This window comes from Schwartzia sp. (in: firmicutes), from assembly GCF_978017985.1.
This window is the reverse complement of the sequence record NZ_CDXDFU010000072.1, coordinates 1-13,766: the sequence shown is the minus strand read 5'-3', so window position 1 is coordinate 13,766 and position 13,766 is coordinate 1. Positions and strand designations below refer to the sequence as shown.

The following is a 13,766-nucleotide window of genomic DNA, read 5'->3' as shown; positions in this document are numbered from 1 at the left end:
GCAGAAGGTAATTAAGCTTGGTGATTATCCGTAATGATGGGAGGGAATGTCTTGATTACTATGGTTGAAATGGCAGGGTGTCCTTACTGTGCAAAAGCACATAAGGCATTTGACGAGCTAATGGGAAGTCATCCCGGAATTGAAGTGGTATTTATTGATGAGAATAAAGAGCCTGAAAAGCTTAAAGAGTTTCATGGTATGTATTATTATGTTCCAACCCTTTTTGTCGCAGGAAAGAAGGTTTTTGAGGCTTCTCCCGGTGACGATTACGACAAAATAAAGGCAGCAGTTGAGGAAGCGTATCTGGCTGCTGAAAAGTAAATATGAATCACACATAAGATACATTAAAAGCCCCATCCTCGAAAGGATGGGGCTTTTATGATATCAGTGGTATTCGTACATCAAAGGTACTTTGTGGTAGTGTGTGTGCAGGAGCTTGTGCGCCATTTCACCCAGCGGTTCACCGAGATAGTCCTTATAAAGTGTCTGGATGTCAGGATTCTCATGGGATTTGTGGAGCGGAAGGTCCTTATCAATCTGCTCAAGGGCGAGGATACGCTCGTCACGTTTTGCATTTGTGGTGCCGATAGGCTGACCGCCGCCGCCGATACATCCGCCGGGGCATGCCATGATTTCGATAAAGTCGTAATTGGCTGTGCCTTTTTTGACTTCCTCCATCATGAGACGTGCAGCAAGAAGTGTGTGAACGACAGCAATGCGGATAGTTCTGCCGCCAAGTTCAAAGCTTGCCTCACGAACGTTCGGGCGAACCTGCTTCAGGTGCGGGTAGCTTGCAGGCTTTCCGAGGCAGATTGAGTTGTATTCAAGTGCCGGCAGGTCATTTCCTGTAAGCTTTTCGTAAACCGTACGGAGAGCAGCTTCCATAACACCGCCTGTTTTGCCGAAGATTGCGGCTGCACCTGTGCTCGTGCCAAGCGGGCTGTCAAAATCGCTCTCAGGAAGAGTACGGAGATTCAGACCTTCGTATTTTATAAGCTTAATAAGCTCGCGGGAGGTGAGGACAGCATCAACATCGCGGCGGCCGTCACGCCCCATTTCAGGCCTTGCAGCTTCGAATTTCTTCGCTGTACACGGCATGATGGAAACGGTGAAGATTTTATCAACCGGGATGCCCGTGATTTTCGGATAATATGTCTTTGCAATCGCGCCGAACATGGACATCGGAGATTTTGCCGAGGAAACATGCGGCAGAAGCTCCGGATAGTGTTTTTCGATGAAGTTAACCCAGCCCGGGCTGCAGGAGGTCATCATTGGAAGAACTCCGCCATTCTGCACACGGTGGATAAATTCCGCGCCCTCCTCCATAATCGTGAGGTCAGCACCGAAGTTCGTATCAAATACCTTGTTGAAGCCGAGCATTTTGAGGGCTGTGACCATCTGGCCTGTAACAATAGCACCGGGCTCAAGTCCGAATGCGTCACCAATGGAAACGCGTACGGAAGGAGCGACCTGCACGACTACATGTTTTTCGGGATCCTGCAGGGCGTCGAGCACGAGCTGTGTGTCATCCTTTTCTACGATAGCGCCCGTGGGGCATACAAGGCTGCACTGTCCGCAGAGTGTGCAGTCCGTTTTTTCCATAGGAATATCGAATGGGGTTGTAACGATGATTTTATCGCTGCGGTTTGCAAAGGTGATTGCCTCGATACCCTGTACGTCTTTGCAGGCACGAATGCAGCGGCCGCATTTGATACATTTGGACGGGTCGCGCACAATACTCGGATTTGTGTTGACTGCCTGACGTTTCTTATTAACGTTTGTAAGATGCGGGTCGAGAATGTTAAAACGTGTGCAGAGCGCCTGCAGCTCGCATGTGCCGTTTCTGGAGCATGTGAGACAGTTGCCGCCGTGGTCTGCCATGATGAGCTGAAGAATGCCTACCTGAGCATCACGAACGACCTGAGTATCAGTAAAGACCTCCATGCCTTCCCATACTTCTGTGGAGCAGGAAGCAAGGAGCTTTTTCTTGCCGGCTACCTGTACGGAGCAGAGACGGCAGCGGGCTTTTACACGCTGGTCAGGGTGGTAGCAGAGGTGTGGGATATCAATACCGATGCGTTTTGCCGCTTCGATAATTTTTGTACCCTTCGGAGCTTCCACCGGAATATTATTTATTTTAAGATGAACCATTTCCATTAGTGAGCACCTCCCACAGCAAAGGTCTCCGGGAAGATTTTCATGGCGGAGAGCAATGCGCTTTGTGCCGCTTCACCGAGACCACACAGGGAAGTGAGCGTCATTATGTTGGCGATTTTTTTCATTTTTGCGATATCACATGCATGGGCTTCACCGGCTGCAAGTTTGTCCAGAAGGAGCTTCATATGAAGGTTGCCTTCACGGCACGGTGTGCACTGTCCGCAGCTTTCATGAGAGAAGAATGCCTGTGTGTATCTGAGGAAGTCGATAACGCTTGTACGGTCGTCGATAACAAGGAGAGAGCCTGTTCCAACGTCTACTCCCGCCGCTTTAAGGTCGTCGTAGGTGTACGGGGTGTCAAGGACACGTTCGTCGCTGATTTTGCCTGATGCTCCGCCGAACTGGATAAGGCGGAGATGACGTCCGTCAGGGATACCCTCAGCAAGACCGAAGATGATTTCACGGACTGTCGTTCCGAAAGGAACTTCATAGACACCGGGTTTCCTTACGTTTCCTCCTACGCTGACAAGCTTGGTACCAAGGGATTCACCGCTTCCGCAGCTCGTGTAAACCTTCTCGTCATCAAGAAGGAGGTGGGGAACGATAGAGAAGCTTTCTACGTTGTTGATACATGTCGGAAGTGCAAATGCTCCGCTGACTTTTATGAAAGGCGGTTTCATGCGGGGACGGCCTGCCTTGCCTTCGATGGAACGAATAAGTGCCGTGCCTTCTCCGCAGACGTACGCGCCGGCCCCGGAATAGAGGTGCAGACGGAAATTGAAGCTTTTAACTCCGAGAATATTTTCACCGAGGAAGCCGCGCTCTTCAGCCTGCTTGATGGCAGATAAAAGTCTGGAGCGAAGGTGACGGTATTCTTCCCTCATATAGATATAGCCATCCTGCGCCTGTACCGTGTAAGCACCGATAATCATGCCTTCGATAAGGTTAAAGGGATCATTTTTGATAAGCTCGCGGTCTTTGAATGTGCATGTTTCGCCTTCGTCCGCGTTGCAGATAACAAGCTTGTGCTCGCCCTTTACTGCACGGGCCTGAGACCATTTGCGGCCCATGTCGTATGCAGCGCCGCCGCGGCCTTTTACTTTTGCTTCCGCAATAATGGACGCGATATCTTCACCGTCCATAGCGACAGCCTTTTTCAGTGCGGAAAATCCGCCTATGGAAAGATATGAATCAATGGAATCAGGATCGTATTTTCCAAAATTCTTTGTTATGAAACGAACTTCACTGCTCAAGAAAAACAGCTCCTTCCTTTACATCAGGGATGAAAGCACCGAACGTACCTTTTCGGGCGTGTCAAGATGGCCGTAGACATGTCCGTTGATTCGAATCGCGGGAGCCACATCGCAGGCACCGAAGCATGGAACCTCTTCAATCATGAAACGGCCGTCGTAGGTGATTTCGCCGACTTCGATGTTGAGGATCTTCTTGAGAGTGGACAAAAGAGAGTCGCTTTCGTTAACACGGCATACAACTGAACGGCAGACCTGTACCGGGTATTTTGCCCGCGGTTTATCGGACAGACTCGAGTAGAAAGTCAGACAGTCGTAAATAATCGACACTTTAATCGGCAGTTTTTCCGCGATATAGAACGCCACAGCTTCAGGGACGTACTGCTGCGGAATCAGGTCCTGTACCTCGAGCAGGATGCCGACAATCTGCGTAGCATCATGCTCGTGTGCTTCGAGCACACGGTCGATCTGATTAGCAAGCTCATCCGAGACGGAAAAAGCCGGCTTGGCCTCAGTTTGCATAATGACTCCTCCCAGCGGAAACGAAAGAGTGTTTCCGTAATAAAAAATATTTCTTTTATTATATACGTTTTATGATTATAGTGCTATAGATTTTTCGGAAAAATTTTATGTAAACATAAGAATAAAATTGCGATTTGCGGTTCTTATGGATTGCATTATTAAAGGAAGATTTTACTTATGGAAAAACATTGCTATTAGCGGTATAATTAAAAAATCGACAGAAAAGAACAGGGAGGAAGACCGATGGAGATAACGATGGTTATGGTCATGAGTGCAGACGGTTTTGTGACACATGGCGAGGACGGTCCCTCTTTTGCATGGGCATCTGCTGAGGACAGGGAGGCGTTTTTGAGCATTGTGCGCGCCTCTGATGCTGTCATTACCGGTCGAAACTCCTTTGAGGGAAAGGGCGATATGCCCAGACCGTACTATGTGCTTACGACGCAAGAGAATCTTCCTTCCTTTAAGAATGTGTTTTACGTTAGTGGTGACGCGGAGAGCGTCGTTTCACGCATAGCCGCGGACGGACATGAAAAGGTTGTGCTGCTCGGAGGACCGAAAACAAACTTGATTTTTGTGAAGGCCGGGCTTGTTGACCGTCTGCTGCTTACAGTAGAGCCGAAGCTGTTCGGAGAAGGAAAACCGCTGATTATCGGAGCGAAGCTTGATGTATCAATGAAGTTGTGCTCGGTGAAGCGGCTCAATGAAAATGGCACGCTGCTTTTAGAGTATGAACTTATGAATTGATGAGCAAGAGAGGAAAGAATATATGAGCAAATTACCGGATGTGCAGAAGCAGACAAAAGGTTTCCCACATCTATATATAGAAAATGTCGGAACAGAAAATATCCGTATTCGTCTTCCGATCTGTACGCCGGACGGTACTGAGTATGTGCTTGCGTCCATGCGGTCGTACTGTTCTTTGGACGAGAGCGTAAAAGGAATTAATATGTCGCGGATAGGGAGAACTATACGCCGCGTTATTGAGGAAACTCCGGACGGATTTCAGACACTGGCGCCGCTCGCAAATGCACTCCTTGAGGCACATGACGAGGGAACTGCCGATGTATCCGTTGCAGCAGATTTTCCGTATCTTCTGCAGCAGGTGACGCCTGTGACGGGAATTTCCGCGCCTAAGGCAGTTGAAGTTTCCATGGCATCTGTGTTTGAGAACGGGGAGATGAAAAATTATCTTACCGTTGAAACCACGGAGATGAGTCTCTGCCCATGCTCAAAGGAGCTGAGCCTGCTCAAAAACAACATCAGTGAGGCAGAACGGGAAGAAATCGAAAAGCTTTCACCGGAGCTTCGCGAGAAAATTTATAGAAGCGGATTCGGCGCGCATAATCAGAAATCTACTATCACTGTTACGGTTGAGCTTTCGGAGAGTTCCGATGTAACGATTGCAGGTTTTGCCGAACTGATTGCGGAAAGTGCATCAGCACCGACATTCTCCATTTTGAAGCGTCCTGATGAAAAATGGGTAACAGAGGTTTCTTATCTTGGCGGATATTATGACGAAGAAGGAAAATATAACGAAGTAGGGGGCGGCCCGAAATTCGTTGAGGATATAGTACGCTCCATCGCGCTGAAGCTTTCGGAGTGCCTTGACGAGACAATCCGTGACTACATTGTCTATGTTAAAAATCATGAGTCTATACACAGCGATGGCATAGTGGCTACAGCTATTATGTCGGCGGGACGTTCTCTCAGAAAAGGAATTTTGACTCTCGGATAGGAGCGGATGGAAATGGATGAAATCGTAGAACAGATTTTGCGGCATCCGCTTTTTCGGGAAAATATGCAGAAATGCTTTGAACTGGAAAAGGAACGTACCTTTTGCCATCATGATATGGTCCATGCTCTGAATGTGGCCCGTATATGCTACATTCTTGTTTTGGAGGAAAGGCTGCCTTATAGAAGAGAGCTTGTTTACTCGGCGGCGCTGCTCCATGATATCGGCCGCACTGCTCAGTACACAACGGGAGAGTCCCATCATGCGGCAGGTGCGAGACTTGCGGGGATTATACTTAAGGATTGCGGAGCAGCAGATGAGGATATTCTTCTGATTCAACAGATTATCAAAGAACATTGCAGCCATATTTCTGCGGCGGAAGCTGAGAAATGGAAAACAAATAAACCGAAAAATCTCTTGGAAGCGTTTGACCTGGCGGATTTTTGGTCGCGCAGCTGCGGTGATTGTGCCGTACGTGAAGAATGCTACTGGGAAGTAAAAAGTGATGCACTGGTTCGTTGAACGGTGCATCTTTTTTATGTCTTGAAATTAGGACAATAGGCACTCTTTTTTATGAAATTTCATTGACGGAAGATAAGCGGAATGATATGATAAAGGTGTAGGATAACCTTGAAAACTGCATATGGCAGCTGCCCATCTGCGGCCCATGCTATGGACCGCACTGACAGGAAACTCAGCGCTCAGGCGCAGAGGACCGGCCGGTTTTGCGACAGATGATTCCCGGATTAATCTCCGAAAGTACGAGTGTGGAAGCTTAGTGCTTTAAAAATCATTCTGAAGCGAAACGGAGGGCGAGTATCATGAAAAACCTGCGGACGATCATTTCTCTGTTAGTCATGATGGCAGCTCTGTTTGCGGCTTCTACGGCTTTTGCTTCCAGCCTCGAAGCAGAGGTGCTCTATCATGTAAATGTAGAGCGCGCAGCTGCAGGCGTTCGCCCGCTTACGTACAACGTCAGCCTTGCAAATGCTGCTGCAGTCCGTGCATCGGAAGCCGGGGTTGTTTTCGGACATGTCCGTCCGGACGGCCGCGATGTAAAGACCGTACTTAATAATGAATCCTACGCTTGGTTTGGTGAAAACCTCGCTGTCAGCAGAACAGAAGATGCAAAAAAGATCGTGCGTGCCTGGATGGCATCGCCGACACATCGGGCAAATCTTCTGAACAGCCATTACACTCAGATGGGTGTAGCCGTGACGCGTGGCGAAGATGGCCGTCTCTACTGGGCAGAGCTTCTTGCAAGCTCCTAAGCGGAAAAATCACAAACCATCCCGTCGACCGGATTTTTTCCGGTCGACTTTTTTTATACTTTGTCAGAAATATTCAGTCAAAATTGATCTCCTAAATGATAGGACAAAAATCCGTTATAATAAGAAAAATATCCTACCTTGCAATTTTCGTTTTCGATGTTAAAATAGAGACTATAGGCCGATGTGAGAATGGGGAAATAGTGGAGTGTTTGGCCTGCAAGACAAATTTAATCGGAAAGAAGAGAATGGGATGCTGAAAAAAAGGCGGAAAATGCGGACTTTGATGATGGGAGCGCTGCTTGCAGGCGTTCTTGGGACGAACGTAATGAGTGCCTATGCTGCGATACCTTTGCCGGAAACTGATCGTCCGTCGGCAGGACGCTTATACGAGGAATTGCAGGAAAAGAGAGATACTTCTCCGGTTATGGGCGATGTGGAGATCGAGCTGCCGGAAGAAGAAAAACCTGAACTTAATGCTCCTGATACGCTTAAGGTACAGACAAATGGCTTTATCGTTACGGGGCAGGACATTTTCCCTGAGGAAAAGCTTGTAAAACTTCTTGAAGATAAAAAAGGCAAACTGCTTACATTTAAGGAACTTCAGGCCGGGGCAGATAAGCTCACGAAATATTTCCACGACAAAGGCTACATGACAGCCCGTGTGTATCTGCCGGTACAGAAGATAACGGGCGGCATTGTAGAATATACAGTAACCGTCGGAAAGCTCGGCGACATAAAAATCAATAACTACACATCGATTCATGATTCGGTGCTTGAGAGAGAAAGCAGGAGACTGAAAAGAGGAGAATATATCCGCAAGGATAATCTCGAAAGAGCTGTGTGGCTCATGTCTGACCTTGCAGGAGCTGACGCAAAGGCAACTCTCTCCAGGGGTAAGGCTGACGGCAGTGTAGATCTTGTCATTGACCTGCATCCGCATTCCGGTAAACAGGGTTCCCTTACTGTAGATAACTACGGCAACCGCTATACGGGATATACTGAAGCATCTCTGTCCTATGATTTTCTTAATCTTGCCCATGAGGGCGATCATTTCGGGATAACCGCGACAACCACAGGCAGCAAGCTTTTCAACGGAGGAGTAAACTACACGATTCCTGTTATTACAGATGGACTTCGCTTTAATGCAGGCTACAGTGTTTTGAGTTACTCCCTCGGCAAAGAGTATGATGCTCTTGATGCGTATGGTACGGCTCACATAGCTACGGCCGGATTCGAATATGCTGTCCGCCGCAGCAACAGAAATAATCTTTATGTCGGACTCAGATATAACAGAAGTGAACTGGACGACCTTGAGAAAAACACTCCGCTCGGTCATTATTCGGATAAGCACAGTGATGCCGCTGTTCTTTCTGTTTACGGAGATGAGCAGGATTCCAACGGCGCAACTTCATGGAGAACAGAATTCAAATACGGCTGGCTGTGCTTCAACAATGACATGACGCGTCAGATTTATGAGCGCTCCGGTGCCTTTGGTACATACCGTAAGCTAAATCTTAATATTCTCCGCCGTCAGGATTTGAACAACAGACTTTATGCACTGCTTTCTCTGCGCGGTCAGTACGCATTTAATAATCTTGACAGCTCCGAGCATATCTCGCTCGGCGGTATCTCCGGCGTAAGAGCGTATCCGCAGAGTGAGGCTTCGGGAGATATGGGATATATTGCCCGTGCTGAGATGCGCTGGGTTCTCCCGCTTGGAGAAAAAACACAGTCCCTTCAGGCTGCTGCTTACTTTGATCATGGCGGAATCTGGTACAACCGTAAAAACTCGGTTGGAGAAAACCGCCGTTCCCTGCAGGGTGCAGGTATCGGACTTATATGGTCCAAGCAGAATGAATGGTTTATCCGCTGTGATTATGCATGGCGTATAGGTGCTGAGAAACCATTGTCGGATACACATTACGGAAACGGACACTTCTGGATTCAGGGCGGTCTCTTTTTCTGATAAAAAACCACGAATGCCAAAAAGGCATTCGTGGTTTTGCTTTTTGCAGAATGCACTGCTGAAGCGGAAAGTGATGATTTGAAAAGTGTAAATTAAATGTAATTTTAAGTAAAAAGCTATGCATAAAGTGTAAACTTTTGAGGAAAAGTGTACATATTTACATACATGTGTTATAATATAGCTGTCGTTTGAGATGAATGACACCACTCTGCATGGCGGAGGGCACACTCCGACCGTGCACAACCTGAGACAGCCGGACAATCCGGGTGCCTTGGAGTTCACTGCTGGGGGGATATTCATGGCAATTCGTAACGTGGTAATGGACCGACGGGACAGTGCAGATTATCGAAATCATCTAAAACGAGGCGGGTTCTTGTCAGCCAGCTATTTGTCGATCAGTGGATTTGACGCAAATAGGCTGAAGAAACTCGCTCAGCAGGGGAAGCTTGATGCTATCCGCTGTGCTATCGGAAAATCAATCCGGTGGTACTATTCGGAAAAGCAGGCTGAGCTTGCACATCTTCGGGGGCTCGCATAGCGGGCTTGTTAAATGTCTTTGAAGACTTCTGCCGTACCATTTGGTGCGGCAGTTTTTTTGTATGCGCTATTTAACGGAACAAGTTCATTTTATTCAGCGAGGTTTCATAGTTTCTTCGGATAATTAAGAAAAAATCGTACCGGTTTAAGGTACAAAAGATTATATGTGTAAATAAAGGCGGGAATAAATGTGTGGTTTTTCTGGTTAATGCTGCTGATGGTGTTGTTTACCGTGGGCGGTCTGGCGTGGTGGGGCCTTGATATTGTCACGTCAGAACGTGAGCGTGGTACCGCAAGAAAGCTGCTTGTGATTTTTGATGTGGTATCAGTTGTGCTCCTTTTTGTCGGACGTCATATTCCCTGGGCTTCGGATACCTTTTTAAAATATGGGCTTATGTTCATGACGGCAGTATGGATGGCAGAGCTTTTTTTCGGGGCAGCTGCTCTTTTGGTGAGGCTGCTTAGAAAAATCGTGCACACATATAATAGGAAGGAAAACGATAAAGCGACACCTCAGGATATGAGCAGACGCCGGTTTATTAAAGGCTCTCTGGCACTTCCTGCGGCTGCGGCAATCGGAGCTGCGTACGGAACGGCAGTTGAAAGAACGGAAACTGTCGTGCGCAGCTTTGATGTTCCTGTAGAAGGACTCGGAGCTAAAGCGGAGGGATTCAAAATTGCCCAGCTGAGCGATGTACATCTGGGGCTCTTTTACTCTTTGAAGGATTTAAGACGATTAATGGAGCAGGCGGCCGCAACAAAAGCAGATGCTCTTGTAATAACAGGAGATCTCTTTGATGATGATGACATAAATGAAGAGGCGGCTGAAATAATTAACGGATTTTGCGGAGCATTTCCACAGGGAATATGGTTCTGCTATGGCAATCATGAGTATTTCCGCAACATAGGCCGCACGAAAAAGGCTTTGGCAAAAACTCAGATTCGCGTGCTTGCAAATGATAATGCCTGTGTAGTTAAGGACACACGCCCGATTTACTTCTGCGGAGTTGATTATCCGAGAATACGCCCGCGCTTTGAAGAACTGGAAAAATCATTTATGAAGGAAACCATGGATAATGTTCCTAAAGATGCAGTAAGTATACTCCTGGCTCATCACCCTGATTTTATTGATGATGCTGCAGAATACGGCGTGACACTGGCACTTACGGGACATACTCACGGAGGGCAGCTGGATGCTTTTGGGGTTCCTCTCGTCCCACCTGTCTTCAAATATTTGAGAGGAAAGTATATAGTAGGTATAACCTTTGGGTACGTTCATTGCGGAAACGGAAGCTGGTTCCCATTCAGATTCGGCTGTCCCCCCGAAATACCAGTGTTTAGACTGACCTCAGCCAAGCTTGGCTGAGGTCTTTTATATGTCCTGAAGGCGATAAAAAATGCAGCTTTATTGGGTCCGGTTGTTTAAATGTAAATAAAAACCATTAAATGATTATTGAATTGTTGTTAAAAGATAGGTCTATTTACCTATACACTGTATGATAGCTATACAGTGTATCCTTTCTTATAGATTTAATTTAGGTGACTGCGCCTAAATACATAGTAGGACGTTATGGGTGCCCAAGTGTGTTTGGTGGGGAAAAGGAAAGCAGGTGAGAATCCTGCGCTGTCCCGCAACTGTGAGACCATGACAGTCTTGATTTTCCGACAGCAGCGGAAGATGAAGAGTGCGTGCGTTCAAGTCAGAAAGCCTGCTCGTAACAAGATCCATTGGTTGACTCACGGTTGATGAGGAGATGGGTGGCTTGTGTTTTTTTGCCTTTTTATAAAAAACACGGCACTGCTCTGAATCAGCTATGAAGGGATGGGTTCGGAGTATTTTTATTTTAGGAGGAGAAAAATTTTGGGTAGAAAAGAACTGCTGCAAAGGTTCGGGCAGATGATCATTACACTCATTGGTGTAACGATTCTGACCTTTGGACTTACGTATATCGCACCTGGTGATGCCGTTGATGCGATTTTGGAAACAGGTGATACGCTGGTATCTGCAGAGGTAGTTGAGCAAACACGTCACGAGCTCGGCCTTGATCTGCCGTTTCACATGCAGTATCTGAACTGGCTGACGGGACTTCTTCACGGCGATATGGGTATTTCCTATTCAGCAAAGATGCCGGTTATCGATCGCATGATGCTGGGTGCTCCAGGTACGCTGGTGCTTACGGGAACGGCTGTACTCATGATGCTGGTGGTTTCTGTGCCGGTAGGTATCGCGGCTGCGGTTTACCGCAATTCTTTTATTGATTATCTTTCCCGTGGACTTTCCTTCCTCGGCGTTTCCATGCCAAGCTTCTGGGTAGGTCTTCTGTTGCTTTACATCTTCGGATTGAAGCTGGGAATGTTCCCGATTTCGGGCGGTGAGGTTGATGTGCGTCACATGATTCTTCCGGCGGCAACACTTTCCATCGTTATGATATCGAAATTCACGCGCCAGGTGCGCACTGCTGTGCTTGAGGAGCTTGGCAAGGATTATGTTACAGGCGCTCAGGCCCGAGGCATTCCAATGAACAAGATTCTTTGGCACCATGTGCTTCCGAATGCCTGCCTGCCGCTTGTTACCCTTCTCGGTACATATATCGGCTGGCTTTTGGGCGGCGTTGCTGTCGTCGAGATGGTCTTCTCATGGCCCGGACTTGGCTTTATGGCAGTCCGCTCCATCATGATGCGTGACTTCCCTCTGCTCATGGGATTTGTTCTTTGGATTGCAATACTGTATATGATCATTAACCTTTTGGTTGATGCTTCCTATTATATTCTGAATCCGCGACTCAAGAAGAGAGGAGGGAAATAAGTTGAAGTTCTTTAAGAATGAAAAGAATGTATTCCGTTTTTTCAGCGGCGTGATTCTTTTTATTGTTTTTGTTGCAGCGTTCGGCCCGTTTTTGTGCAGTGCTGATCCGTATGCTTCCAATATGTCAGCGTCTATGCTCCCTCCCTCTGCCGAGCACTGGTTCGGCACGGATAAGCTGGGCCGTGACTGCTTCACGCGTATAATCTACGGTGCCCGCGTTTCTCTTTCCATGACGCTCATCACTGTTCTTCTGATGGCATCTATCGGCACGCTTATCGGTATTATCGCGGGCTACTGCGGCGGCAAGGTCGACACCTTCCTTATGCGTATTACCGATATGATGATGGCGTTTCCGGGCATCGTACTTGCTATCGCTATTGCCGGTGTTCTTGGCGGCAGCGTGGTAAACACGGTGCTGGCTCTTGCAGTTGTCGGCTGGACGAAATATGCCCGTCTCGGACGAAGCCTTACATTAAAGCTTGTACAGAGCGAGTTCATTCAGGCAGCCGTTACAAACGGTACTAAGCCGGTGGCGCTTCTTCACCGCCATATCGTCCCGAACATCATGCAGATGGTCATTGTCACGGGCGCTATGGATATCGGTTCCATGATTATGGAAATCGCGGGTCTTTCATTCCTTGGTTTCGGTGCACAGCCGCCGACAGCGGAATGGGGTCTCATGCTGAACGAGGGCCGTCAGGTTATGCAGATGGCACCTTGGGCAATGATTTTCCCGGGTCTTGCAATCCTCTTTGTTGTTTCCTCATTTAACCTTTGGGGCGACAGCCTGAGGGATCTTACAGATCCGAACCGCTCTCACTAAGTTAGGCAGCATTTTTGTTATATCTATATTTATGAAAGAAGGTACACAGAATGGTATTTAGCAACAAACTTAAGAAAAGTGTTATGGCAGGTCTCGCTGTCACGATGGCAGCTACGATGCTCGTAGGCTGCGGCGGTGGTGACAAAGGCGGCGCAAAGGGCGACTCCAAGGTCCTGAAGGTCGGTGTCACGAACTTCGCTGATACTCTTGAGCCGACACAGAACTACTTTGCTTGGGTAGTTATGCGTTATGGTATGGGCGAAACGCTCTCCAGATTTGATGAGAAAATGAACGCTAAACCGTGGCTGGCTGAAAGCTGGAAAATCGGTGATGACCATCTTACATGGACGTTCAAAATCCGTGACAACGTTAAATTCTCCAACGGCAAGCCGCTGACGGCTGAGGCTGTTAAACAGTCCATTGAGCGCGTATTCGCAAAACAGAACCGCGCTAAGACATTCTTCGAATATGAGAGTATTGAGGCAAAGGGTCAGGAGCTCATCATTAAGACGAAGAAGCCTGTACCGAATCTCCCGGGTCAGCTGGCAGATCCGCTGTGGCTGATTGTTGATGTTTCCTCTGAGAAGGAAGGCCGTGATTTTGCAAAACAGGGTCCTATCTGCACAGGCCCGTATGTCTGCGAGAGCTTCACGCGTGATAAATGCGTCCTGACTAAGAACCCGAACTACTGGGATGGCG

The 13,766-nt window shown here is 47.8% G+C and carries 14 protein-coding genes and 1 riboswitch; of the genes, 11 read left to right on the top strand and 3 right to left on the bottom strand.

What is annotated here, in order from left to right; translation table 11 throughout:
• Positions 1 to 60 precede the first annotated feature (60 nt).
• Entirely contained in the window at positions 61 to 321 is a 261-nt protein-coding gene (locus ACY69O_RS03360) for a glutaredoxin family protein (protein WP_462332057.1), read from the top strand.
• 63 nt (positions 322 to 384) lie between these two features.
• Here ACY69O_RS03360 and ACY69O_RS03355 read toward each other — a convergent pair whose 3' ends face one another.
• Genes ACY69O_RS03355 through ACY69O_RS03345 form a run of 3 tightly spaced genes read right to left on the bottom strand, consistent with a single transcriptional unit; the run spans position 385 to position 3,929 of the window.
• Complete coding sequence (locus ACY69O_RS03355; protein WP_462332056.1) at positions 385 to 2,157, bottom strand: NADH-dependent [FeFe] hydrogenase, group A6; 1,773 nt, start codon at positions 2,155 to 2,157, stop codon at positions 385 to 387.
• Positions 2,157 to 3,410: a complex I 51 kDa subunit family protein gene (locus tag ACY69O_RS03350; RefSeq protein ID WP_462332055.1), complete on the bottom strand. Its 1,254-nt coding sequence runs from the start codon at positions 3,408 to 3,410 to the stop codon at positions 2,157 to 2,159. Before ACY69O_RS03350 ends, ACY69O_RS03355 begins: the two co-directional genes overlap by 1 nt.
• An 18-nt stretch (positions 3,411 to 3,428) precedes the next feature.
• Entirely contained in the window at positions 3,429 to 3,929 is a 501-nt protein-coding gene (locus ACY69O_RS03345; protein WP_462332054.1) for an NADH-quinone oxidoreductase subunit NuoE family protein, read from the bottom strand.
• Positions 3,930 to 4,172: 243 nt separating this feature from the next.
• On the opposite strand from ACY69O_RS03345, the gene ACY69O_RS03340 reads away from it, so the two are divergent.
• From ACY69O_RS03340 to ACY69O_RS03295, 10 genes are all read left to right on the top strand, one after another.
• Positions 4,173 to 4,676, top strand: a complete 504-nt coding sequence (locus ACY69O_RS03340) for a dihydrofolate reductase family protein (protein ID WP_462332053.1) — start codon at positions 4,173 to 4,175, stop codon at positions 4,674 to 4,676.
• Between the two features lie 22 nt (positions 4,677 to 4,698).
• Positions 4,699 to 5,667 carry a GTP cyclohydrolase, FolE2/MptA family gene (locus ACY69O_RS03335; protein ID WP_462332052.1) on the top strand — a complete coding sequence of 323 codons (969 nt, stop codon included), beginning with the start codon at positions 4,699 to 4,701 and terminating at the stop codon, positions 5,665 to 5,667.
• 12 nt (positions 5,668 to 5,679) lie between these two features.
• Positions 5,680 to 6,186, top strand: a complete 507-nt coding sequence (locus ACY69O_RS03330; RefSeq protein WP_462332051.1) for an HD domain-containing protein — start codon at positions 5,680 to 5,682, stop codon at positions 6,184 to 6,186.
• Positions 6,187 to 6,485: 299 nt separating this feature from the next.
• Positions 6,486 to 6,935, top strand: a complete 450-nt coding sequence (locus tag ACY69O_RS03325; protein ID WP_462332050.1) for a CAP domain-containing protein — start codon at positions 6,486 to 6,488, stop codon at positions 6,933 to 6,935.
• 271 nt (positions 6,936 to 7,206) lie between these two features.
• Positions 7,207 to 8,901: a ShlB/FhaC/HecB family hemolysin secretion/activation protein gene (locus ACY69O_RS03320; protein ID WP_462332049.1), complete on the top strand. Its 1,695-nt coding sequence runs from the start codon at positions 7,207 to 7,209 to the stop codon at positions 8,899 to 8,901.
• A 298-nt stretch (positions 8,902 to 9,199) separates the two neighbouring features.
• Positions 9,200 to 9,439: a hypothetical protein gene (locus tag ACY69O_RS03315; protein ID WP_462332048.1), complete on the top strand. Its 240-nt coding sequence runs from the start codon at positions 9,200 to 9,202 to the stop codon at positions 9,437 to 9,439.
• 189 nt (positions 9,440 to 9,628) lie between these two features.
• Entirely contained in the window at positions 9,629 to 10,804 is a 1,176-nt protein-coding gene (locus ACY69O_RS03310) for a metallophosphoesterase (RefSeq protein WP_462332047.1), read from the top strand.
• A gap of 189 nt (positions 10,805 to 10,993) precedes the next feature.
• Positions 10,994 to 11,169, top strand: a riboswitch (cobalamin riboswitch).
• Between the two features lie 130 nt (positions 11,170 to 11,299).
• Complete coding sequence (nikB, locus tag ACY69O_RS03305) at positions 11,300 to 12,244, top strand: nickel ABC transporter permease (RefSeq protein ID WP_462332046.1); 945 nt, start codon at positions 11,300 to 11,302, stop codon at positions 12,242 to 12,244.
• Between the two features lies 1 nt (position 12,245).
• Positions 12,246 to 13,067, top strand: a complete 822-nt coding sequence (nikC, locus tag ACY69O_RS03300) for a nickel transporter permease (RefSeq protein ID WP_462332045.1) — start codon at positions 12,246 to 12,248, stop codon at positions 13,065 to 13,067.
• A gap of 50 nt (positions 13,068 to 13,117) precedes the next feature.
• Positions 13,118 to 13,766, top strand: a 649-nt coding sequence (locus ACY69O_RS03295) for an ABC transporter substrate-binding protein (RefSeq protein ID WP_462332044.1), incomplete at its 3' end; no start/stop codon positions are given.